Origin of the sequence: Ruegeria sp. HKCCA5426 (assembly GCF_013034585.1) — a bacterium.
GTDB lineage: Bacteria > Pseudomonadota > Alphaproteobacteria > Rhodobacterales > Rhodobacteraceae > Ruegeria.
In genome coordinates this window covers 269,631-292,139 of sequence record NZ_WQGH01000004.1, presented here as the reverse complement: position 1 = coordinate 292,139, position 22,509 = coordinate 269,631, and the positions used below count along the sequence as shown (strand labels likewise).

Genomic DNA, 22,509 nt, shown 5'->3' with positions numbered 1-22,509 from the left:
TCTGGTCAATCCAGTGTGTTTTTGTAGATCACACCGTCCTTCATGATCAGGCGGATTGTTTCCGGGCTGTCCGGCCTTGGGTCCGCACCAAACCACTGATCACCTGTTCCAACGACCGAGAAGTCTTCGAGGGGGTTGCCGTCTATCAGTAGGATGTCGGCATAGGCGCCTTCTTCGATCACACCCAGTTTGCCTTCTGGATAGGGGTTCATGAAATCACCGCTAAGTGCCGCGATCTCGCCGCCTACCGAAGTCAAGGTTACCATCGACGCATAGGGGCCGAAGAAATGGTTGTTCAGATGCTTCTCGTAGGCGATCTGAATGTTGCACGCCTCGACTGAGCCCACGCAATCGGTTTGGAACCCGCGCGGCGCCGGGCATTCCTTCATGCTGGGAATATAGGCTTCGAAGGTCGCCGAGGCCGATTTGGCTTTCCTCAAACTGTTAGGGTTGTTTTTCACGGACGGAACGTCAAGAAGGCCCGGATCAAATGCCGTGATGTTCGTCGTGATGTACGCTCCTTTTTCTTTCATCAAAGCAGAAATTTCGCAGTCAAAGTGAAATCCGTGTTCAATGGTTCTAACCCCTGCATTCAGGGCATTGATGATCGCTTCTTTGCGGTAGGAATGTGCCATGACATAGGTGCCGTACTCGTTGGCAACCTGAACAGCAGCCTCGATCTCTTCCTTCGAACCGGCGAGCAACTGCCATGGATCGAATGCCGAAATCACCCCACCTGATTGCATGAACTTCAGTTGCGTGGCACCCATGCGCAAGTTGTTGCGGCCATACATGTAAATTTCGTCAACACCGTTGACCTGTTGGGCCATATTCAGAGTGCCAAAGTTGGTCACCCCGCCCGGCGGAGATGTGAAAGATGCGAAGTCGGCATGGCCGCCGCGCGTCCCGAGAAATGCGCCGGAAGGATAAAAGCGGGGGCCGACGATCTGGCCTGCGTCTATGGCACGCCGCAGCCCGCCACCAGCGCCCCCGGCATCGCGAACGGTCGTGAAGCCCTGCATCAGGTACATTTCGGCCATCCGTGTCCCGTGGATGGCGAAATCCTCCCAGGTCGAGTTGGTTTCCATCTCGGCAATCGATGGCCCCATGAGCATCAGGTGCGCGTGATTCTCGATAAAGCCCGGTGTCAGAGTGCGTCCGCCACCGTCGATAACCTTCGCACTCGGCGCATCAATGGCATCGGTTGAGACGGACTTGATCAGATTGCCCTCGACCAGAACACTGGCATTCTCAATGCGTTGCTCATTCACACCGTCGAAGACATGCACGTTGGTAAACAGCGTTTGGGGTTCTTCTTGATCCTGAGCCTGCGCGGTCGTCGAAAAAGAAAGAACTGCCGCGACAATTGCCGTCGAGCAAAGAGACATTCGTAAGCCGGACATAAGTACTCCCTTCATATTCATGTTTTGCCAACTATAGTCTGGAATTCATTGGCTCGGTTGCCCCTTTTGAATTAGGATGTGCGAATGTGACTGCAAAAATGGCCACTTCTTAAAGCTAATCCAGACAAGGGTTATGAGCTTGCCTTTCAACTCCACCTCCCGAGAGCATAGCGAGGGCTTTATTCGCCTCTCTTTAGCTGCTCCGTTTCTGCAATATCTCACCGAACGTAAGATCAATCCGCAACCAGCATTGGATCAGGTCGGCTTGAAAGCCGAACTGTTGACTAACCCATCCGTGTTCGTTCACTCAGAGTTGGTTTACGGCTTGGTAAATGCTTTCTCAGAAGTGTCAGGGGATCGATACCTTGGACTGAATGTAGGGGAGACGTTTGACCTGCAAGAGTGGCCTCCATTCGCTCAAGCCCTGCAAACTACAAAAACGCTGTTCGAGTTTTTTACCCGCTTTGTTGGGCTTGTACCGCAGGAGTCTAATTCTGTGCGGCACAGCCTTATCATTGAAGCGGACAAAGCGACTTATCGTATCGATAGGCAACAGGAACCAACAGTCCCGCCCATTCAGGTAACCGGTTTTGGTGCTGCAATCTATGTACGCCTGTTGCAGACCGTCGTCGGCGATTCCTGGGACTCTTCGCGTGTGCGATGGGAAAGCAGATACATCAATGGTTTGCCTGTCAACTACAAAGGGATCGAGGTTGGCCTTGGAACCGATCCCGGAATGCAAATTAGTTTTCCTGTGGAATGGTTGTTTTTGCACCATGTCTGTGACGGCTCTGCCAAGCCGATGGTCTCACCGCGACAAGATGAAGAAGTAACTGTGGTGGCTGCTTTGCGCTCTGTCTTGCGCGGCAAACTGGATGAAACCGATTTGGGGCCGGAGATGGTGGCCGAGTTGCTGGGAATACAGCCGGAACGGTTCCTGAAAGCGCTTCAACAACAAGGCACAACGTTACCGCGCGAAATCAAACGGCTGCGTGTCGATGTCGCCAAGGAGCACCTCAAAGATGACCAGATGACAATTGCGGAGATTGGTCTGATGCTCGGCTATTCTGACAAGTCCCATTTCACTCGCTTTTTCCGAAGTCAGACCGGAATGACACCGACCAAGTTCCGAAGCAAGTAAATGTGGTCGAGCCAAATGAACGCTTCGAAGATTAGGTCCTCGTGGGATCAGTTCGGAGAAGTTGTAGTGCGACGTTGAACAGGTTAGTCGACGACACGAATGGTTGGTTGCCACCGCCGATACAACCTCTGCAACTGGCCGTTTCGTTGTGTATTTCGGAGTTAGCAAAGCTTGGTTGCGAAGGTCCGGTTTGGGCTGCCTGTGGTCATCCACCCTCAACAGGCGAGTGACAGTATTGTCCGCGTCTTTCCAATTCGTGGACCGTGCAGAGAAGGTCAGCTCTGGTGTCGTTTCAGAGTTCTGTAAACAGTTGAAAGCAATCAGGGCGGTCAGTTTGTGGATACCAGTCGCGACAACCCAATCGAAGTTTATGGCATTTCGCTACTTAGAACACTGGGTCGCTTGACGTGTTAAAACGCAAACAGGTCTCTCTCATAAACAAAACCCTTGGCGAGCCCAATCTTCATGGCTGGAGTATCCTTAGCTTTGTTCATCAGGTTCGTATAGTTGTGGGCAAACCTCAGAATATCGACCATTTTCGAAACCATGACGGGGTTGTAATATTGCTTATAGTACCAGAGCCGACCGCGTCCAGAAGATACCAGACCGCGTTCAAAACCCATGATCTTCGTTCTGGCCCGCGCATGATACATATCAACGGGATGAGTCCCGGACCTGACAGCGAACTGGGCAATTTGAGTATAGTTCAAGTCATTTGGGTTCGTTTTGAAGATTACGCGCTTCTCAGGTTCATTGATGAATTGGAACGGATATAGCAGCCCCTCATCCCTGCTTTCTCGTTCGCCGAAATAATTCATCAATTCGTGCAGATAGTCCTCTGGCGGGCGTTGCTGCAATAAGGAGCGCACTAAAACTTCCATGACACCGTCTTGCTTCCTGGGTGACACCGGATCGCCTGTACCCAGAACGACGTTTGAGCGATCAAGAGCTCTCTGAAGTCTGCTGTATTCCTTGTTTCCTTCTGCGACCAACGCCTTTCGCTGGTCCGTCACCAGATATTTCGTAATTGCGATATCCGCAATTCTGACACGCTTGGCCTTTACTTCATTTGCGAATACAGCTGCATATGCAGCAGAAAGGCCAGCATCGCGGTCAGTTGAAAAATTCAACTTTGCATACTTGCTCCCCAGCTTTTTCTTGACCAGCATGATATGGGCGAATTCAGCTGCGTCCTGTCTCACCCTTGCTGCTTTTTCCAGAAGCTTCACATCTTCCTCGGATGCCGTGAAGGTTCCCTTCTCCATCCCGCCTCGGGACTTGTTCAAAGCATCATGCTTGTCACGCAGATTTTTTAAGTATTCGGTCGCAAACCAGACCCTCGCATTTTCTCTCATTGAGCGGGGCTTTTCTAAGTCACCTACAATTTCCATGACCTTCTCAATTGCCGCTGGCTGAACGTCGGGATCTACATCTGTTGTAGAGGCGACCACGTAATTACTGTCACGCGCGACAGTGCAGATATGGCGAACTTCAACAGCCTTTCGAACTCCCCTGTCCGGCCAATTTACCTGAAGAATTTGCGTATCAGTGGCGAAGTAGGGTGATTGACCCGCAATGGCACTTGGTAACAGCCTTTCTCGTTCGGCAGCAAAGGCTTGGCACTGCACATGAATAAAGTCGATCTTGCGGTAAACTTCTGCCGGCTGGACATCCAGTGTCCGGCAAATCGCAGATATCGTCATTCCATTAACAAGACTCCTCAGAACTTTCCCGTTCAGATCGCTGCGGAAATGACGTCTGCTCGACTTACCCAAAGAGAAGGTTTTCTTGCAAGCTTTACACTGAAACCTCGGGTCGCCCTTTGCGGTCTTGCCAAACTTTCTGTATCGGCTAGGCATAAGTGAAATTGTCGCCCCATGATTGATACATGCAACACTTGGACAACTTTCACGTTTTGTTCCCCTATGCAGTCGAGACAGTCTCGCATACTCTTCGAACACAGCCTTGTTGGATTTTACGATGCTGGATCGGTCGCAAGCGGGGCAAACAAAGGTTCGCTCATCACCAGAACCGATTACGCGACCTCGTCCGAGGTTCGAACCTGGTTGGGAGCGTCGACCTCTACCATCCCTGGGGTCGGGTAGAACGCCGAACATTTCGCAAACTGGGTTGCGACAAAAATTGACTGAATAGCCGCCAACAAGCCGAGGTAGGCGATATCGCTCCTGCCTCGCAGCTTTTTGCGAGAGGTCCGACAAGTTAGGCAAACAACATCCCCTTAATATTCAACGAAAACACCCAGCAGGCTAGCCGCTGGGTGGGATATCGTCAACATTTAGCTACAAGGCCTTGACCGAAGTGTCCTGTGCTCATTGGATAGAATGAGGGGCCCCGCATGATGGGGATGGTCGAGGCCCCCCGCAATTTCCGACATAGGTACGTGGACGAATAGACGCCCCTTTGCCAGAGCGATCAGAGAGCTTTGTTATTGCAAAGGTCCGACCAAATGTTCCCAGGCTAAAGCCACCACTCACGGAACAATATCACTTTGCAACCAAACGCTCAGATTCGGGAAGTCATGTTTTCCTTACCTAGGGTAAATTGACGCAGAGAAGCGTCAATAACTCAGCGATTTTGCCTACATAATGAACATTTGGTTCTGCAGCGATGCTTTGAGAACAGCCTGAGCCGTCGTCTCCACGGCAAGCGACTCGCGTGCAAGCCTGAGATGCTTTTCGACAGTCGCTGCGGTCAGCCCCATCAGCAGGGCGATGTCCTGCGTTGTTTTACCGTCACCCACCCATTCCAGAGCTTCGCGCTGCCGCTTGGTCAGCGCGCGGTTGGGGGCATTGTAGGGCAGGGTCAAAATCTTGAGATGCGCGACATTGTTCATCAACAAAATGTCTTCGCCATGCTCGGCCCATACCTCATCAACTTCTTCCTGTGTGCGCGAGCCGCAGCCTGAAAGAGAGATTGCACCCTTCGAGCGCATAGATACAGAATTGAAGCTGACCGTATAACCGGCCGCAACACCCTTGGAACGATTGAACTCAATAACTTTGCGCTCAAGCTCTGTAAGCGTTCCGTCCTCCATCATGTCCTGAGTAATTTTCCAACTACCGGCGCCTTCGTTCTGCAGTGCCCATTTCAGCATCGGAGCGTTGAAATACAGACCATCCCGCAGGAACCCGTCCAGATAATCCCTGCCATGGTTGGTCAGGATCACAAAGTCTTCGGGATCACCCAGCGACGTTTCAGTTCTATAGCGCGTGAACCCATAGAGCAGGCGATCGAAACCATACTCGGCCATTTGCCTGCAATGAGCGTCCCAAAGCTCCTCCAGCGTTTTTGTATAGCTGAGAAAATGGAGATACTCTGTTAGCTTCATGTAGAAGCCCTTGCGTTCAAATGGGCAGACAATGCATCCAGCGCCAATATATAGCTCTGCGGTCCAAACCCGCAAATTTGCCCGATTGCCACACGCGCAATGTACGAGTTGTGCCGAAAGCTTTCACGCGCATGGATATTGGACAGGTGTACTTCGACAACAGGCAACTCAACTGATGCGATGGCATCCATCAACGCGATCGACGTATGCGTATACGCTCCAGCGTTCAGAACGATTCCGTGCTGGGTGCCCTTGGCAACGTGAATTGCATCAATAAGCTGACCTTCATGATTGGATTGGAAATGCGATACGTCCAATCCGACAGAATTGCCGTGTTTCACACACAAGCTTTCAATCATTTCAAGCGTGGTGCTACCGTAAACCTCAGGCTGACGCGCGCCCAGAAGATTTAGGTTCGGACCGTTTAAAATCAGAGCTTTGTGCATAATCTCACTGTTCCTGTTTACAAGTTCATAAACGCGAAAAGGTAGGAATGTCCACCGCCTGCAATTTTTCGAACATAAGGGAATGGCCCTTCCCACACAGTTAATGGGGCGGCTGTTCGCCTTCCCGAACTACGCGCCACGACGAAAACAGCTTTACCCAAGATGCGACTGTCCGACGGTGTCAGCGAAACCAAGATCACGCTCCTTCAGGCGCGACGTTGAGTAATGCTTGCATGTCGTCCCCGTTGTCCCTGTTATCCAATCAGAAAGAACACTGGCGTCACCGCAATAAACATCACGATCCCGGCCATGCGCACCTTCAAATTGCAGTTGCGCGCCGGATCGCGGCAGTCTTTGCACGCCAACTAAAGCTCGGAGGAGAAAGATCATGACCCCAGAAACGTTGTTCTCAATGAACGGCAAAACAGCGCTCGTGACAGGTGGCGCGACTGGAATTGGGCGCATGGCCGCCGAAGCCTTGGTTAGGGCAGGGGCCCATGTTCTGATCGCCTCGCGAAACCGCGATGCCTGCGAAGCCGTGGCAGAGGAGTTGAATGCCCTGGATGCCCCGGGCAGCGCCGAAGGGTTCGGAGGCGACGTCGGCACCAAAGAGGGTATCGATGACATGGTGTCCGAGGTTGGGAAGCGGACGGAAAGACTCGACATCCTTATGAACAATGCGGGCGTTACTTGGGGCGCGCCGATGGGGCATTTTCCCTACGAAGCCTGGGCCAAAGTGATGTCTGTAAACGTCGCCGGGATTTTTGACCTGACCCAAAAACTGTTGCCAATATTGATGAAGTCCGGCACGCCCGATGATCCTGCTCGCGTGGTCAACGTCGGATCCGTGATGGGAGAGGTCCCAATGGGGGACGGTGCCTATAGCTACTCGGCATCGAAGGCGGCGGTCCTGCACCTGACAAAGATCATGGCAAAGGAACTGTCACCATACAATGTCACCGTGAACGCGTTGGCCCCGGGGCCGTTTGTTTCCCGAATGACAGCGTTCGCGACTGCAGACGAGGACGTAAGGGCCAAAGTAGGGAAATCCGTTCCGCTTGGCCGGGTCGGCAGCGAAGAAGACATCGCCGGTTGTATGCTGTTTCTCTGCGGGCGCGGCGGCAGCTATGTAACCGGAGCCGTCATTCCGGTTTCAGGCGGCATTAACGTGGTGACCGCTGGAAACATCTTCGCTGAGGCCCTCTAAGACTATGTTGCGGTAGATGCCGAAGTTTCCGAGCCTTTAAACTGACTAACAGTTTGAGCATACGCACTTCGGCCAACGGGCGACAATTAATCACGACGGACCGGACAGCTCTAGTTCAAGGTTGCCAAGGCTGTTCTTTCCAAAGAACATCTCAGACCCAACAAAGAACGTAGGCACACCGAATACGCCCTTTCTTACAGCAGCTTTTGTTTGATCCTTAAGCTGCTGTTTGACCTCGACACTTGTCATCGCCTCGCGAAGCTTGCGAACAGGCAATTCGTTTTCCTGTAGGATATCCATCAAAACGCCAAGCTCATCAACCTTTTGGCCATGCACCCAAATCGCGTCAAATATGGCATCTACATATTTGTTTTCCCATGATTTTCCCTTGGCATAAACTGCACCCCGCATGGCAAATTTCGTGTTTACGGGAAAGTGCGGGCTCATGTGGAAACTCAAACCGCGACGTCTGGCAAAACGGTGCAGGTCATGCGTGAGGTAAGCGCTTTTCTGACGGATGTCAGAAAAGGCTTGAAACGGGCTTTGGTTATTCGTGGCCTTGAAAACTGTTGCCAGCAACACTGGCACCAAGTTGATTTCCACGTCGTGTCTGTCGGCCAATTCCGGCAGTATCTTATGCGCAAGAAACGCATTTGGACTGCAGAAATCATAAATAAAATCCATGGCTTGCGACATGTTCTTCCTCCTGAAGGAATATGGCTACTACGCACTCACCACAAGCAAATGATTCTCCAACTGCTAACAGTTTAACAGACTGATGCCCTTAAAGTGCGACAGCAGGCGAATTCCGCCGATTTCCTGCCGATCTGCTTAGTGATGCCTCATGAAATCGATTCACCCTACGGCATTCAGTCAGGGCAATGATTGAACGAAACGGGCTAGGCTGTTACGCCATGTCTTAAATCCAATTGGAGACCCCGTATGACCGAGGCAGAACGTATTCTCATAGACCTTTTGAACCTCGAAAGATTGGAAGTTGACCTTTATCGGGGCGTAGGGTCAGGCGGCGAAACATCCACACGGATATTCGGCGGGCAGGTGGTTGCCCAGGCGCTTGCCGCCGCGTATCGCACAGTGGACGAACGGCTGTGCCATTCCTTACATGCATATTTTATTCGACCTGGCGATCCATCAATACCTGTTATTTATCAAGTTGATAGAGCCCGAGATGGAGGTTCATTCACAACGCGCCGGGTCGTTGCAATTCAACACGGAAAGCAAATCCTGAACATGTCCGCATCGTTTCATGTGCGCGACGAAGGCTGGGATCATCAGCATGATATGCCGCAACTGGAAAAGCCGGAAAATTATCCAGCACGCACAGAGCTAAAGGAAAAATACCTGAGCGCGCTTCCGGAACGATTGCATGGCGAACTGATGCGTGAACGTCCAATTGAAGTGCGAGAAGTCAACCATGTGCATCCTTTGAAACCCGAGAAAACAGATGATCGCAACCAAATGTGGATGCGCATGAATGCCGCAAAGCAAGCAGATGAAAGAACGCAACAATTACTACTGACCTATGCGTCCGACATGAGCCTGTTGAGTTCTGGGATGCGACCACATGGGCTGAGCTGGTTCACAGGCGAAGTTAATGGCGCAAGCCTTGACCACGCCATGTGGTTTCACGCCCCGGTGCGGTTCGAAAACTGGCACTTATACTCAATGGATTCCCCGTGGACCGGTAGAGGCCGGAATTTTAATCGAGGCTCAATCTATTCCGAAGACGGTATCCTGGTGGCATCGGTTGCTCAGGAAGGGTTAATGCGGAAAGTCCAAAAGAGTTCTTAAGGTTCTGTTTTAACATCAAATTTCCAAGAAAAACGCTGTTTGTGCGGCTGTTTTTCTAACGCCGCATATTCACAATTTAACCATAATACCGATTATGCGAACAATCATTGTGTAGCCGCAAAGCTAAAATGTCACCCATGAGCAATTCAGGAATGTCACTCTGCCCTCAAAAATCAATGAGGGTGAGCAGACATGGGATGGGTGGTTATGAGCGAGCGCGAGTTAAACCGTGTGGAGGTGCTGGCGCAGGTCGATGATGGACGGCTGACAGTCGATAATGCGGCGAACATGTTGTACCTGACGCGTCGGCAGATTTTCCGACTGATGAAGCGGTATCGGCAGGACGGAGCATCGGCGATCCGGCACAAGGCACGCGGCAAACCTCCGAACAATTGCATTCATCAAACGAAGCGTGACTATGCGTTGAGCCTGATCCGGGAAAGCTACGCAGATTTTGGGCCGACACTGGCGGCTGAGATGCTGGCCGAGCATCATGGTTTCAAAGTTTCGCGCGAGACTGTCCGTAAGTGGATGCAGGAAGATGGCATCTGGCTTTCGCGCAAACAGCGACGCACGTTCCATCAACCACGTCTGCGGCGGGAATGCTTCGGCGAACTGATCCAGATCGACGGCTCAGATCACCGATGGTTCGAGGATCGGGGCGATCCCTGCACCCTGCTCGTCTTCATCGACGACGCCACCAGCACTTTGATGGAGCTGCGTTTTGTCACCTCCGAGAGTACCTTCAGTTATTTCGAGGCATTGGAAAGCTATCTGCTCAAACACGGTCGCCCGGTCGCATTCTACAGCGAAAAGCACACGGTGTTCCGCGTTCCTAAGCCCAACGATCACATGACCGGCATGACGCAGTTCGGGCGCGCTCTTGCAGAGCTGAACATCGAGATCATCTGCGCCAATTCTTCCCAAGCCAAAGGTCGCGTGGAACGCGCGAACCGCACACTGCAAGACCGTCTGGTCAAAGAACTGCGCATCGCGGGCATCTCCAACATGGATGACGGGAATGCGTTCCTTGCGGGCTTCGTCGAACGCTACAACACCAAGTTTGCAAAGGCTCCCGCCAAGCCAGACAACCTGCATCGCGCTTTGAACATCGAACCAGATCGCCTTTCCGAGGTCTTCTGTCTGCGCGACAAACGCTATGTCACTAAGGATTTGACGCTGAAGTACGACCGCAAACGTATTCGTCTGGAGGTCAACGATTTGACGCGCGGTCTCGTCGGCAAATACGTCGATACCTATGAGTTTGCAGATGGCCGCATTCAGGTGCGCGCAAAAGGCGTCGCCCTGCCCTGCGCCGTCTTCGACCCGCACCAACAGCGCGTCACACACGCCACAATCACAGAGAACAAACGTCTGAGCGCCGTCCTCGCCCACATCAAAGAAGAACAAGAGAAGGCCGGGCCGCCGCCCAAGGTCAAACCCGTCAGCGCAAAGAACGGCTACAAGAAGAATGGTCGTCGCCCGCCAGGACGACCTTCAAAGATGGAAGCGTACTATGAACGGCGAAGGGCGGAACGGGCGGCAGAAGCCAAAGCGGTAGAGACTACTTCGGGAACGTCCAAAGCTCTTCATCCGCTTGAATAGCCGCGACCACCTCTTTCGCGCGAGCCGCAGCGCCCCTCGCAGGACCTAAGCCCATGTAATTCGCTTCAATATCTACGAGGTATCCGACAACTTCTTCTTCTGCTACGCCCCGTCGGAGCTGACCAGCAGCTTGAAGGAGATAGCTGTCATATTCGTCCGCGAACGGTTGGCAGTCTTCATCATCCCACTTTTGTCCATCAGCCAAGAGCCCGATTGGGTCCCATTTCGACCAACCAATATCCCGCAGACGCGAGAGCTTAATTTTCGGCGGAGGTGTCAATGGTGGATCGAGAAGCGGCATTTCAAAGCACTCAACAAACATAGTTTGGTTACAAGCTACCCGATCCCGCAAGGCTTTTCAGCCCTTCGATATTTGAGGTCTCCAGGCTGCTAAGCCTTGCTACCGTCGCGCCCTGTGGTGACACTTCTGCTTTGCAGACCCGGTGACATTTCTACTTGGTTGCAACATCATTGCAGCCCTACAATGAAAAATCGCAGGACTTCCATCCTGCGATTCAACAGTAAAATCCCCTTAGTAAAACGCCTGCAATCCGGTTTGCGCGCGTCCGAGGATCAAGGCATGCACGTCATGCGTTCCTTCATAGGTGTTTACCGTCTCAAGGTTGACCATGTGGCGGATCACCTGGAATTCCAGAGAAATCCCGTTGCCGCCATGCATGTCGCGGGCCATGCGTGCGATTTCAAGCGCCTTACCACAGTTGTTGCGCTTGACGATCGAAATCATCTCAGGCGCTGCTTCGGCCTGATCCATCAGACGACCGACACGCAGACTGCCCTGCAACCCCAACGCAATCTCGGTCTGCATGTCAGCTAGCTTGCGTTGGAACAACTGTGTTTGGGCCAAAGGTTTGTCGAATTGCTTTCGGTCCAAGCCGTATTGACGTGCGCCATGCCAACAAGCCTCGGCTGCGCCCATGACGCCCCAGCTAATTCCATAGCGTGCGCGATTCAGACAGCCAAACGGGCCTTTCAAACCTTGCACATGCGGTAACAGAGCGTCGTCGCCCACTTCGACACCATCCAGAACGATCTCACCAGTGATCGACGCACGCAAGCTCATCTTGTTTTGAATTTTCGGAGCACTCAGCCCCTTGAGGCCTTTTTCCAGAACGAACCCACGAATTTTACCGTCATGCGCATCCGACTTGGCCCAGATCACGAAGACATCCGAAATCGGAGAGTTCGAAATCCACATTTTGCTGCCGGTCAGCCGATAGCCGCCGTCAATCTTTTCGGCACGGGTTTTCATACCGGCCGGGTCTGAACCAGCATCCGGTTCGGTCAGCCCGAAACACCCAATCCATTCACCGCTGGCAAGTTTGGGCAGATATTTTCGGCGTTGTTCTTCGCTGCCATAGGCATAGATCGGGTACATCACCAATGAGCTTTGAACCGACATCATCGAACGATAACCAGAGTCCACACGCTCTACTTCTCGGGCGACCAGACCATAGGAAACGTATCCCCCGCCCAAGCCACCGTATTCTTCAGGGATCGTTGTCCCCAACAGGCCCATTTCACCCATTTCCCGAAAGATCTCGGGGTCGGTTTCTTCGTTCTGAAAGGCGTCGTTGACTCGGGGCTGCAGCTTTTCCTGCGCATAAGCCCGCGCGCTGTCGGAAATCATCCGCTCGTCTTCCGTCAACTGATCAGACAGACGGAATGGATCGTCCCAGGCGAATTGCCCCAAGTCCGGTGCATCTTTGGCGCGCAAGGTGGGCTTCGTGTTGGGGGCGTTCATGGTGTGTCTCCGCTCAAATATCTGGGCGCAAACTAACCTGTCAGCCTTTCAAATGACAGTAAGAGATTCGCAACCAACCATGAGTTTTTCTCATGGTCGATTACGCGTGTCCCCTGCCCGGCTTTACCCTAGAGCGTAACCTGCACCGCGTACGGTGCGAACAGGATCTTCGCCACCATGTTGGGTCAATGCTTTGCGCAACCGTCCGATATGCACATCTACCGTCCGTGTATCGACATAGATATCGCGGCCCCACACGCGGTCCAATAGCTGCTCACGGCTCCAAACACGCCCCGGCTTTTCCATGAACGTGCTCAGAAGACGGAATTCTGTCGGGCCAAGCTTCAGAGGTTTACTGTCTCGGCTGACCTTATGTGTTTCAGAATCCAGTATGATATCACCGAACTCCAGCCTAATGCCCACTGTTGCAGGCCGTACGCGCCGCAGTTGAGTTCTTACCCGGGCCATCAGTTCGACAACCGAATATGGCTTGACCACATAGTCATCCGCTCCGGTTTCCAGACCGCGCACCTTGTCGACCTCTTCCGTGCGAGCAGACAGCATAATGATCGGAATGGAACGCGTATCGGGCCTTGATTTTAGCCTGCGGCAAACCTCGATCCCGCTGAGATTTGGCATCATCCAGTCCAGAACGATGATGTCCGGACTGTCCTCGTCGACCAAAAGCAGGGCCTCGTCCCCGTTCTCGGCCTTGGCCACCCGAAACCCCTCGGCCTCAAGGTTGTACGCCAGCACCTCACGCTGTGCCAGCTCATCTTCGACCACAAGAACGGTGGGTTGGTCGGCGGACATGTGTCAAATCTCCTGCGGGGTGTGCGACGTGATATCGGCCTTGGGTCGCGCCTCGGCGGGGCGTTCACCCGTGACAAGATAGACAACCTGTTCGGCAATGGCGGTGACGTGGTCACCCATGCGTTCGATGTTCTTGGCAATGAAATGCAGGTGCATACAGGACGAAATGTTGCGTGGGTCTTCGGCCATGAAGGTCAGAAACTCGCGGAAGAGGCCGTTATACATTTGGTCCACCTCTTCATCACGGTTGATGACATCGGTGGCCAGTTCTGCGTCACGTTGGATATAGGCGTCCAGCGCGTCACGCAGCATATGTTCAACCTCGCGGGCCATACGGCGAAGAGCCGCAGCGCTGCCGTTGATCTCACCCGCATTGACCAGAACCGTAGTGCGCTTGGCGATGTTCTTGGCATAGTCCCCAATACGTTCCAGGTTGCCTGAAACCTTTAGCACCGACAGCACCAGACGCAGATCACTGGCCGTTGGCGCCCGCAAGGCGATAAGACGCGCAGTTTCTTCGTCGATCAACTCTTCCAGCGCGTCGATGGCCTTGTCGCCTGCGCGGACCTGCTGGGCCAGCTCTTCATCTCGTGATTCCAGCGAGCGAGCGGCGCCCATGATGGCGGCCTCAACCAGACCGCCCATTTTCATGATGTGGGCCTGAATCGCTTCGAGATCGCGGTCGAAAGCGGATGCAATATGTTGTTCAGTCATGATCTGATACCTGTCCTCAACCGATCCGGCCGGTGATGTAGCTTTCGGTGCGGGGATCTTCGGGGTTGGTGAAAATCTGGCCTGTCTCGCCAAATTCAACGAGGTTCCCAAGGTGGAAAAACGCAGTTTTCTGGCTGACCCGTGCGGCCTGCTGCATCGAGTGGGTCACGATCACCACCGAATAGCGCGAGCGCAACTCGTCAATCAGTTCCTCGACCTGCGCGGTTGCAATTGGATCAAGGGCCGAGCACGGCTCATCCATCAGAAGGACTTCCGGTGCAGTCGCAATGGCGCGTGCGATGCACAGACGCTGCTGCTGACCACCGGATAGGCCGGTGCCGGGGGCATCCAGACGATCCTTGACCTCATCCCAGATCGCACCACGGCGCAGGGATTTCTCAACGATTTCGTCCAGTTCCGCCTTGTTCTTGGCAAGACCATGGATGCGTGGGCCATAGGCCACGTTGTCATAGATAGACTTGGGGAACGGGTTCGGCTTCTGGAACACCATACCCACTTTGGCGCGCAGCTGCACCGGATCAACGCGCTTGTCATAGATATCTTCACCATCCAGCAGAATGTCGCCCTCAACCCGGCAGATGTCGATCGTGTCGTTCATCCGATTCAGACAGCGCAGAAAAGTGGACTTGCCGCAACCCGACGGGCCAATGAACGCAGTCACAGTTTTTTCTTCAATCTCAACGTTCACATCTTTGATGGCGTGAGTGTCGCCGTAATAGACCTGAACCTTGTTCGCGGCGATCTTGATAGCTTTGGAGTCCACGGTTCTCTCCACTCGTGTCATATCGTTCATAATTAGCCCCTTACCAGCGGCGTTCAAAGCGGCGGCGCAGGAGTACCGCGATGGTGTTCATTGTCACGAGGAAGATCAACAGAATGATGATTCCCCCCCAAGCACGTTCGTAAAAAGCAGGGTCAGCGCGTTTGGACCATTCGTAGATTTGCGCCGGCATAGCCGAGTTCGGCGATAGGAACCCCGCCACAATCCCATCCGGCGGGTTCGAGGCGATAAAGCCCACCATCCCGATCAAAAGCAGCGGTGCGGTTTCGCCAAGCGCCTGCGCCAGACCAATGATGGTGCCGGTCAAAATGCCGGGAGCGGCCAGCGGCAGCACATGGTGGAACACCGCCTGCATTTTCGAGGCCCCTACCCCAAGGGCTGCATCGCGGATCGACGGCGGCACCGCCTTCAGCGACGCGCGTGTCGAGATGATGATCGTCGGCAACGTCATCAGCGTCAGCACCAGACCGCCCACCAGCGGCGCCGAGGTCGGTAAGTGCATATAGTTGATGAACACGGCCAGACCCAGAATACCGAACACAATCGACGGGACGGCGGCCAGGTTCGAGATGTTCACCTCAATGATATCTGTCAGCCGGTTCTGTGGCGCAAACTCCTCAAGATAGATCGAGGCCGCAACACCGATCGGCAGCGCCAAAGCCAACACCACGAACATCATGAACAGCGATCCCAGCATAGACACACCGATCCCCGCGGCCTCGGGCCGTTGGTCTGAAGCGTCAGAGCCGAAGATGAAATCGGGGTTGAACGCCTTATACAGCACACCCGCGTCCCGCAATTGATCTACAAAATCCAACTGTGCAGCCGTTATGCTTTTGTCATTGGCGATGGACTCACGGGTGACGCGGCCTTTCATATACCCATCGACGCGGCTGTTGACCAGAAAGCGGAAGCTGACCGTTTTGCCGATCTCATCTGGGTTGGCGATCACGTAGTTCCGCAACTGAGCCTGCGCCGACTTTGATAGGATCTTACCCATTTCTTTGGGTTTCAGATCCGTCTGAATACCAAGTTCCTGTACTTCGGCCTCAAGCGCCGAGGCAATCAACGGGGCATATCCGAAGGTCGAGACCTTTTTGATATCTTCGATGTTGCGGTTGCCCTTCTTGTCCAGCTTGTCGGCCTTTAGTTCGACATTCAGCTCAAGAAAGCTCTGCTGGAAGGCGCCGGTGCCTGCTGTCACGATATTCGTGACCAGAATGATCAGCATCAGCAGGCCGATCCCGATGGCGGCAATTCCGTACAGCTTGAACCGACCCTCGGCGGCATTACGGCGTTTGGTGCGCGCGTCTTTCTCGAACAATGAGCCACCCCTGGGCTTTGCAGCAGGAGCAGCGCCAGGCGTTTGGGAAATATCGGTCATTCGTACTGCTCCCGGTATTTGCGTACGATATAAAGGGCGAAGATGTTCAGCCCCAGCGTGATGATGAACAGGGTCAGACCCAGCGCAAAGGCCACCAGCGTCTCAGGGCTGGCAAAGTCGGTATCGCCGGTTAACTGACTGACGATCCGGGTTGTGATGGTCGTCATCGCCTCGAACGGGTTGCCCGAGAACTTGGCGATTGCACCGGCGGCCATAACCACGATCATTGTCTCACCAATGGCGCGGCTGGCGGCCAGCAGGATCGCACCCACGATACCCGGCAAAGCGGCGGGCAGAACCACCTGACGCACAGTTTCGGACTTTGTAGCACCCAATCCCAACGACCCATCGCGCATCGACTGCGGAACCGCGTTGATGATGTCGTCCGACAGCGAGGACACGAACGGGATCAGCATGATGCCCATTACCAGCCCCGCAGTCAGCACCGCGTTCGAGCTGGCCATCCAGCCAACCCCCAGCGCACCGCCTTCGCCGAACATCGACACCAATGCGGGGCCGACCGTCAAAAGGGCAAACAGACCGTAAACGATGGTCGGGATACCGGCCAGGATTTCAAGCAGCGGTTTCGCCACAGCGCGCGTCGCGCCCGTGGCGTATTCCGACAGGTAGATTGCCGCGAACAGGCCAATCGGTACCGCGACCAGCAACGCAATCAACGAGATATAAAGCGTACCCCACAGCAGCGGAAGGATCGACAGCTCTGACCCGCCACGGAAGTTGGGGGCCCAAGTACTGCCAAAGAAGAAGTCTTTCCACGAATGAAGCTGGAAGAAGTTCAGCGTTTCAAAGAGCATCGACAAAACGATGCCCACGGTTGTCAGGATCGCGATAGAGGCCGCCAGCAGCAGTAGCGCCAGAACCGCCTGCTCGACCACGTTACGGGCGCGAAATTCCTTATGTGTGCGGACATAGGCGAACGCTGCCCCCAAAAGTGCGACAGCCAGAACAATGGCCTGCATGGCAACCGATCCGGTCGACGTCATACTGCGGTATTTTTGCGCCGCTATCAGGATCGGCTGAGAAATCTCCTGTGTCAGTACCTGCCCGGCGTCCTTTAGTGTTGCCGTCAGTTGATCAATATCCGAATTCGCGTCTTGGGCCTGCGCTTCGGTCATTGCGCCTGCGGCGACTGCCCCATCCAACCCAACGGCCACGCGACGTACTTCGCTCATTATGAGGCCGCGATCAGAACCTTCTGGGATCGACTGCTCGGGGATAAGGCTGGAAACCGTACTGTTCACGATCATCGGCTGGGCAAGAAGCCATACAATCAAAACGCCAAGTGCCGGAACCAACGCAGACAGGGCGACATTGTACCCATAATAGGACGGCAGCGAATGCAAATCGCGCGCGTCTCCTCCTGCGCTTGCCAAGGCACGGGAGCGACCCGTGAAGAAACCGATCACTGCCAGCGCAAGCAGGATAAGCAGCAGCCAGGATAATGCCATGAGAACTCCGATGGTATCGCAAGTGGAGGAGTCAAAAAGAACCGGGGCGCGAATATTACGCCCCGGTTCCGTTCACAAGATATATTAGGAACCGCCGCCCAGAACGGTTTCGTTCGCAACTGTTTCCTGTACTTTCGCCAGTTCAGGATCCGAGACCAGACCATATTCCGCCAGCGGGCCGTCGGGGCCTGCGATCTCGTCCGCGACGAAGAACTCAGCATATTCTTTCAGACCGGGGATCACGCCGATATGGGCTTTTTTCACGTAGAAGAACAGCGGACGCGAAACCGGATACTCACCTGATGCGATCGACTCGGTCGAAGGAACGACGTCCGACATGGTCGCAACTTGCAGCTTGTCGGTGTTGTTCTCGTAGAAGGCCAGACCAAAGACGCCGATGCCGTCCTTGTTGCTGTCGATACGGGCCAGAGTTTCGGTGTAGTCGCCGTCGATGTCGACCGACACGCCGTCGGTGCGGATCGCGATGCACTGTTTTTCCGCTGCTTTCTTGTCGTCGCCGGCAGCTGCCTTGAACACTTCGAAATCGCCCAGGTGCTCACAGCCAGCCAAGATAACCTTATCTTCGAACACTTCACGGGTGCCGTGCTTGGTGCCTGGAATGAAGGTTGCGATCGGCTGCGCCGGGAAGTCCGGGTTCACGTCGGCCCAGGTCTTGTTGGGGTTGTCGACAACTTCACCGTCCACGACGATTTTGGCTGCCAGCGCTTTGTACCAGTCTTCCGGCGTGAACTCGAACGAGTTGCCGTTGATGTCGGATGCGAAAACGATGCCGTCATAGCCAATCTGAACTTCGATGATGTCCGTTACACCGTTTTCGGCGCAGGCTTTGATTTCTTTCTCGCGGATAGCGCGCGATGCGTTGGCAACGTCGATGGTGTTTTCGCCAACACCTTCGCAGAAGCGCTTGAGGCCAGCCGACGAACCGCCCGATTCAACAACCGGTGTCGGGAAGTCAAAGTTCTCACCGAAGGCTTCAGCAACAATCGAAGCATAAGGCAGGACGGTCGAAGAACCAGCTACCTGAACCTGATCACGAGCAGCGGCAGCAGTGGCCGAGATTGCAGAGATGGCAAGAGCCGAAGCCGACAGTTTTACAAAGGACATTTCAGTCTCCCTGAAAGGATAGAATTTGATCACCCCCATGATGATCCTGCGGCACCCCTAAGAGCCGTGCGTAAGCCTTTTGTGACAGGTTTGTAACGCTTTTATGACACCTTGCTTTGTTTGAAGGTGACGTTACGAAAGAAATATCGGCCAAAAACTGACAAATTGGACGACCATAGACAGAATCTGAACCGAGTTATCGCGGCAAAATAACTGTAAACACAGAACCTTTTCCAAGGTCGCTTTCCACGCGCAGGCGACCACGGTGGCGATTTACAATATGCTTCACAATGGCCAAGCCCAGCCCCGTTCCGCCCAGCTCACGCGATCTATGACTGTCGGCGCGATAGAATCGCTCAGTCAGACGCGGCAAGTGTGTCGCATCGATTCCCGGCCCCTTGTCGATGACCTGTACCCTTACAGCAGGACCACGCATCGCCGTATCCCGGTCCGAGGACGTGATGCGCACTTCGACCACGCCACCGCTGCCGCCGTATTTGATTCCGTTTTCGATCAGGTTGGTGAAAACCTGACGCAGCTGATCGCTGTCACCGGTTAACGTAACAGGCCCCTGATCCGCCGAAAGGGTCAGTTCGACACCGGCGTCCTCGGCCAAAGGACGTACCGAGTTCAAAATCGACTGCATCATTCCCGTCAGTTCCAGTTGCTCTTTCGGGCGGACGCGTTCCTCGCTTTCAACCCGGTTCAATGAAAGCAAATCACCCACCAACCTGTTCATGCGGTTGGCTTCCTCGGTCATGATCTTAAGAAACCGCTCGCGCGCGACGGCATCGTCACGGGCAGGTCCCCGTAGGGTTTCAATGAACCCCATCAAGGCGGTCAGAGGGGTTCGCAGCTCGTGACTGACATTGGCAACGAAGTCACGACGCATCTGACCGGCCTGCTCCAGATGGGTGACATCCTGAAAGATGGCCAACACAGCGCCGCCGGAAACCGCTCCGACGCCGTTCATATACCGGCACTGAACTTCGAAGGTTGTGTCCTGCGCCCCGTCGTTCGCCAGATGACGCGTTTTCGCCGGCCCTTTTGTGCGCAGGCTCTGCTCCATGGCTTCGATGACCTGAGGCTGCCTCAGGATCGTTGCGAAGTGCCGACCCTCGATCCCCGCGCCAAGCAAGGTTTTGGCGTGCGTGTTGGCGGCGATAATGCGTTCCGTTTGATCGACCACCAAAGCCGGCATGGGAACGGCCGCGACAAATTCGGTGAGCTGGTCATTTGACATGGAAAAAACCTCTTGGAGGTAATCAGACCGCCGTCATCGTATCCCGGAACCTGCGCATATTGCTCTGGTAATGCAGGGCGCTTAGGGTCAGACCCTTCGCGGCTGCATCGTCCAATGTGCGCACAACCTTGCCCGGTGATCCCATAACAAGTGAATTATCCGGTATCTCTTTGCCTTCCGTAATCAAAGCCCCTGCCCCGATCAGGCAATTCTTGCCAATCTTTGCCCCATTCAGGACGATCGCCCCCATTCCAATCAGAGAGTTCTCGCCAATCGTACAGCCATGCAGCATAACCTTGTGGCCGATGGTGCAGTTCTTGCCAATAGTCAGGGGAAAACCTGCATCAATATGCATGACGCAGTTTTCCTGAACATTGCTGCCTTCGCCGATGCGGATCTCTTCATGGTCGGCGCGGATGGTGGACCCAAACCAGACCGAGGCGCCCTGCTCCATCACCACTTTACCGATCAGGTTGGCGTCCGGTGCAACCCATGTGTCATCGTGAATTTGCGGCGTATGCTCGCCCAAGGCGTAGATTGTCATGACAGGCCCTCAAATTCATTTTGTAGTGCGCGAACGTGGTTTTGAAGGCTGGGTTGCTGAATACGGCGCATACGTTCGGCGCTGACGATGGTCTTCAGTTTTTCTTCCGTCGAATCCAGATCGTCATTGACCAGAACGTAATCGTAATACCCCCAATGGCTGATTTCGTCCCAGCTCTTGAGCATCCGTTTGGCGATCACGTCGTCACTGTCCTGGCCACGGCTTTCCAACCGACGGCGCAGTTCCGGGATCGAGGGCGGCAGGATAAAGATCGAAAGCGCGTGTTTGCCAAGGTCCGAGTTGCGGATCTGAACCTCACCCTGCCAATCCACATCGAACAATACGTCTTTTCCGCTGTTGATCGACTCGCGGACAGGCCCGGCTGGTGAGCCGTAGAAGTTCCCGAAAACATGCGCGTGTTCCAGCATCTGCCCTTCGGCGACCTGCTGTTTGAACGCATCCTCCGTCAAAAAGAAATACTCGCGACCGTGTTCTTCGCCCGGACGCGGCGCGCGGGTGGTGGCCGAGACCGAAAACTCCAGATCGGTATCCCACTGCATCAACCGTTTGGCCAATGTAGATTTTCCTGCACCAGAGGGCGAGGACAGAATGATAAGTAGGCCGCGTCGATCCGCCATTTGGCGCTCCTGTCGTTATTCCACGTTCTGAACTTGTTCGCGCATCTGATCTATAACGGCTTTCAACTCAAGCCCTACCGAAGTCAGATCGGCACTTTGCGCTTTTGAACACAGGGTATTGGCCTCTCGGTTGAATTCCTGCATCAGAAAGTCAAGCTTTCGGCCAACTGCAACGTCCTGTTCCAGCAAGTCCCGCGCCGCCAAGACATGCGCTTTCAGGCGATCAATTTCTTCGGTGATATCGGCCTTGACCGCGATCAGTGCAAGTTCCTGCGCAACACGGTCCGGGTCGGCACCCTGCGCGTTATCCATGACGCGCGTCAGGTTCTCGCGCAGCGTTTCTGCGACCTTATCCTTTCGCTGCTCCGCCAGATTTGCAGCCTGTTCTGTCAATTCCGCCACCGTTTCCAGTTGACCATTCAATATTTGTGAAAGCGACTGACCTTCGGTCTCGCGCATCGCGATAAATTCGGTCAAAAGCCCCGGGAACTCAGCGATTAGATGTTCGACCAATGGCGCAGGATCGTCTACGTCGCTGCCTGCATCCAACATACCTTTTAACGCGATAAGGTCAGAAGCACGCGACGGGGCAAGCATGATATCCCGCGCTTCTGCCATTTGCTGCGTTTTTGCCAGGGCCTCCAGCGCAGCCCCCATTGCGACTTCGTTCAAAACAAGGTCCGGCGCAGATTCATCACGGTTAAGCCGCAGGGACAGCGTGACGCTTCCCCGGCTCAGGGCCTTGGACAATTGCCCACGCAATGCGACCTCTAACCCCGTCAACCAGTCCGGAGCACGCACGCGCATGTCTAGCCCCTTGCCATTGACGCTGCGCAACTCCCACGTCCAGCTATGCGGCCCAAACGCCCCCTTGCCAGAGGCAAATCCAGTCATGGATCTGATCATGCCCGCCCTTTCGTCGCTGCTCGTCTCAGAATACTTGACCGCACCTAATGCCATCACAGCACGCAGGGCAAGAGTTTGCTGGGTTTCGCCTGAAGACAGCTAAGTTAACCATTCATTAAAGAATTCCTCCAAGAGTGGCACCAACC

The 22,509-nt window shown here is 54.3% G+C and carries 21 protein-coding genes; 4 read left to right on the top strand and 17 right to left on the bottom strand.

The features are described from left to right. Positions 1-5: 5 nt before the first annotated feature. Positions 6-1,403, bottom strand: coding sequence for an amidohydrolase family protein (locus GOV87_RS08650; RefSeq protein ID WP_170367314.1), 1,398 nt, complete (start codon positions 1,401-1,403; stop codon positions 6-8). A gap of 133 nt (positions 1,404-1,536) precedes the next feature. On the opposite strand from GOV87_RS08650, the gene GOV87_RS08645 reads away from it, so the two are divergent. After that, positions 1,537-2,544, top strand: coding sequence for an AraC family transcriptional regulator (locus tag GOV87_RS08645; protein WP_171211494.1), 1,008 nt, complete (start codon positions 1,537-1,539; stop codon positions 2,542-2,544). A 410-nt stretch (positions 2,545-2,954) separates the two neighbouring features. Here the strand turns inward: GOV87_RS08645 and GOV87_RS08640 are convergent, their stop codons facing one another. From GOV87_RS08640 to aroQ, 3 genes are all read right to left on the bottom strand, one after another. Continuing rightward, a complete protein-coding gene (locus tag GOV87_RS08640) occupies positions 2,955-4,247 on the bottom strand; it encodes a hypothetical protein (protein ID WP_171211493.1) in 1,293 nt (430 codons plus the stop codon). Positions 4,248-5,143: 896 nt separating this feature from the next. Further along, positions 5,144-5,893: a LuxR family transcriptional regulator gene (locus tag GOV87_RS08635; protein WP_171121429.1), complete on the bottom strand. Its 750-nt coding sequence runs from the start codon at positions 5,891-5,893 to the stop codon at positions 5,144-5,146. Further along, a complete protein-coding gene (gene aroQ, locus GOV87_RS08630; RefSeq protein WP_171125057.1) occupies positions 5,890-6,339 on the bottom strand; it encodes a type II 3-dehydroquinate dehydratase in 450 nt (149 codons plus the stop codon). The genes GOV87_RS08635 and aroQ overlap by 4 nt, the downstream gene beginning before the upstream one ends. 388 nt (positions 6,340-6,727) lie before the next feature. On the opposite strand from aroQ, the gene GOV87_RS08625 reads away from it, so the two are divergent. Beyond that, entirely contained in the window at positions 6,728-7,546 is an 819-nt protein-coding gene (locus tag GOV87_RS08625) for an SDR family oxidoreductase (protein ID WP_171211492.1), read from the top strand. A gap of 90 nt (positions 7,547-7,636) precedes the next feature. Here the strand turns inward: GOV87_RS08625 and GOV87_RS08620 are convergent, their stop codons facing one another. Beyond that, entirely contained in the window at positions 7,637-8,242 is a 606-nt protein-coding gene (locus tag GOV87_RS08620) for a 2-hydroxychromene-2-carboxylate isomerase (RefSeq protein WP_171211491.1), read from the bottom strand. 246 nt (positions 8,243-8,488) lie between these two features. Between GOV87_RS08620 and GOV87_RS08615 the strand changes: the two genes are divergently transcribed. Both GOV87_RS08615 and GOV87_RS08610 read left to right on the top strand, forming a co-directional pair. After that, positions 8,489-9,358, top strand: coding sequence for an acyl-CoA thioesterase II (locus GOV87_RS08615; protein ID WP_171125051.1), 870 nt, complete (start codon positions 8,489-8,491; stop codon positions 9,356-9,358). Between the two features lie 192 nt (positions 9,359-9,550). Next, on the top strand, positions 9,551-10,963 hold the full coding sequence (locus GOV87_RS08610) for an ISNCY family transposase (RefSeq protein ID WP_171211490.1): 1,413 nt from the start codon (positions 9,551-9,553) through the stop codon (positions 10,961-10,963). Here GOV87_RS08610 and GOV87_RS08605 read toward each other — a convergent pair. From GOV87_RS08605 to GOV87_RS08550, 12 genes are all read right to left on the bottom strand, one after another. Further along, positions 10,923-11,264 carry a hypothetical protein gene (locus tag GOV87_RS08605; protein ID WP_171211489.1) on the bottom strand — a complete coding sequence of 114 codons (342 nt, stop codon included), beginning with the start codon at positions 11,262-11,264 and terminating at the stop codon, positions 10,923-10,925. The two genes, GOV87_RS08610 and GOV87_RS08605, sit on opposite strands and share 41 nt — an antisense overlap. Positions 11,265-11,495: 231 nt before the next feature. Continuing rightward, positions 11,496-12,725 carry an acyl-CoA dehydrogenase gene (locus tag GOV87_RS08600; RefSeq protein WP_171211488.1) on the bottom strand — a complete coding sequence of 410 codons (1,230 nt, stop codon included), beginning with the start codon at positions 12,723-12,725 and terminating at the stop codon, positions 11,496-11,498. Positions 12,726-12,848: 123 nt separating this feature from the next. Further along, positions 12,849-13,538, bottom strand: a complete 690-nt coding sequence (gene phoB, locus GOV87_RS08595; protein WP_171121435.1) for a phosphate regulon transcriptional regulator PhoB — start codon at positions 13,536-13,538, stop codon at positions 12,849-12,851. Positions 13,539-13,541: 3 nt separating this feature from the next. Next, positions 13,542-14,252, bottom strand: a complete 711-nt coding sequence (gene phoU / locus GOV87_RS08590; protein ID WP_171121436.1) for a phosphate signaling complex protein PhoU — start codon at positions 14,250-14,252, stop codon at positions 13,542-13,544. A 16-nt stretch (positions 14,253-14,268) separates the two neighbouring features. After that, entirely contained in the window at positions 14,269-15,066 is a 798-nt protein-coding gene (pstB, locus tag GOV87_RS08585) for a phosphate ABC transporter ATP-binding protein PstB (protein ID WP_171211487.1), read from the bottom strand. 10 nt (positions 15,067-15,076) lie between these two features. After that, a complete protein-coding gene (gene pstA / locus GOV87_RS08580) occupies positions 15,077-16,438 on the bottom strand; it encodes a phosphate ABC transporter permease PstA (RefSeq protein ID WP_171211486.1) in 1,362 nt (453 codons plus the stop codon). Continuing rightward, positions 16,435-17,907: a phosphate ABC transporter permease subunit PstC gene (gene pstC / locus GOV87_RS08575; RefSeq protein ID WP_171211485.1), complete on the bottom strand. Its 1,473-nt coding sequence runs from the start codon at positions 17,905-17,907 to the stop codon at positions 16,435-16,437. The genes pstA and pstC overlap by 4 nt, the downstream gene beginning before the upstream one ends. Before the next feature lie 84 nt (positions 17,908-17,991). Next, positions 17,992-19,032, bottom strand: a complete 1,041-nt coding sequence (locus GOV87_RS08570) for a substrate-binding domain-containing protein (RefSeq protein ID WP_171125041.1) — start codon at positions 19,030-19,032, stop codon at positions 17,992-17,994. A gap of 196 nt (positions 19,033-19,228) precedes the next feature. Then, positions 19,229-20,275, bottom strand: a complete 1,047-nt coding sequence (locus GOV87_RS08565) for an ATP-binding protein (protein WP_171211484.1) — start codon at positions 20,273-20,275, stop codon at positions 19,229-19,231. Between the two features lie 22 nt (positions 20,276-20,297). Next, the gene (locus GOV87_RS08560) at positions 20,298-20,819 is read right to left on the bottom strand and encodes a gamma carbonic anhydrase family protein (protein ID WP_171121442.1); all 522 of its coding nucleotides are present in this window, start codon (positions 20,817-20,819) and stop codon (positions 20,298-20,300) included. Next, entirely contained in the window at positions 20,816-21,457 is a 642-nt protein-coding gene (gmk, locus tag GOV87_RS08555) for a guanylate kinase (RefSeq protein WP_171121443.1), read from the bottom strand. Before gmk ends, GOV87_RS08560 begins: the two co-directional genes overlap by 4 nt. Positions 21,458-21,472: 15 nt before the next feature. Further along, a complete protein-coding gene (locus GOV87_RS08550; RefSeq protein WP_171211483.1) occupies positions 21,473-22,363 on the bottom strand; it encodes a YicC/YloC family endoribonuclease in 891 nt (296 codons plus the stop codon). Positions 22,364-22,509: the final 146 nt, after the last annotated feature.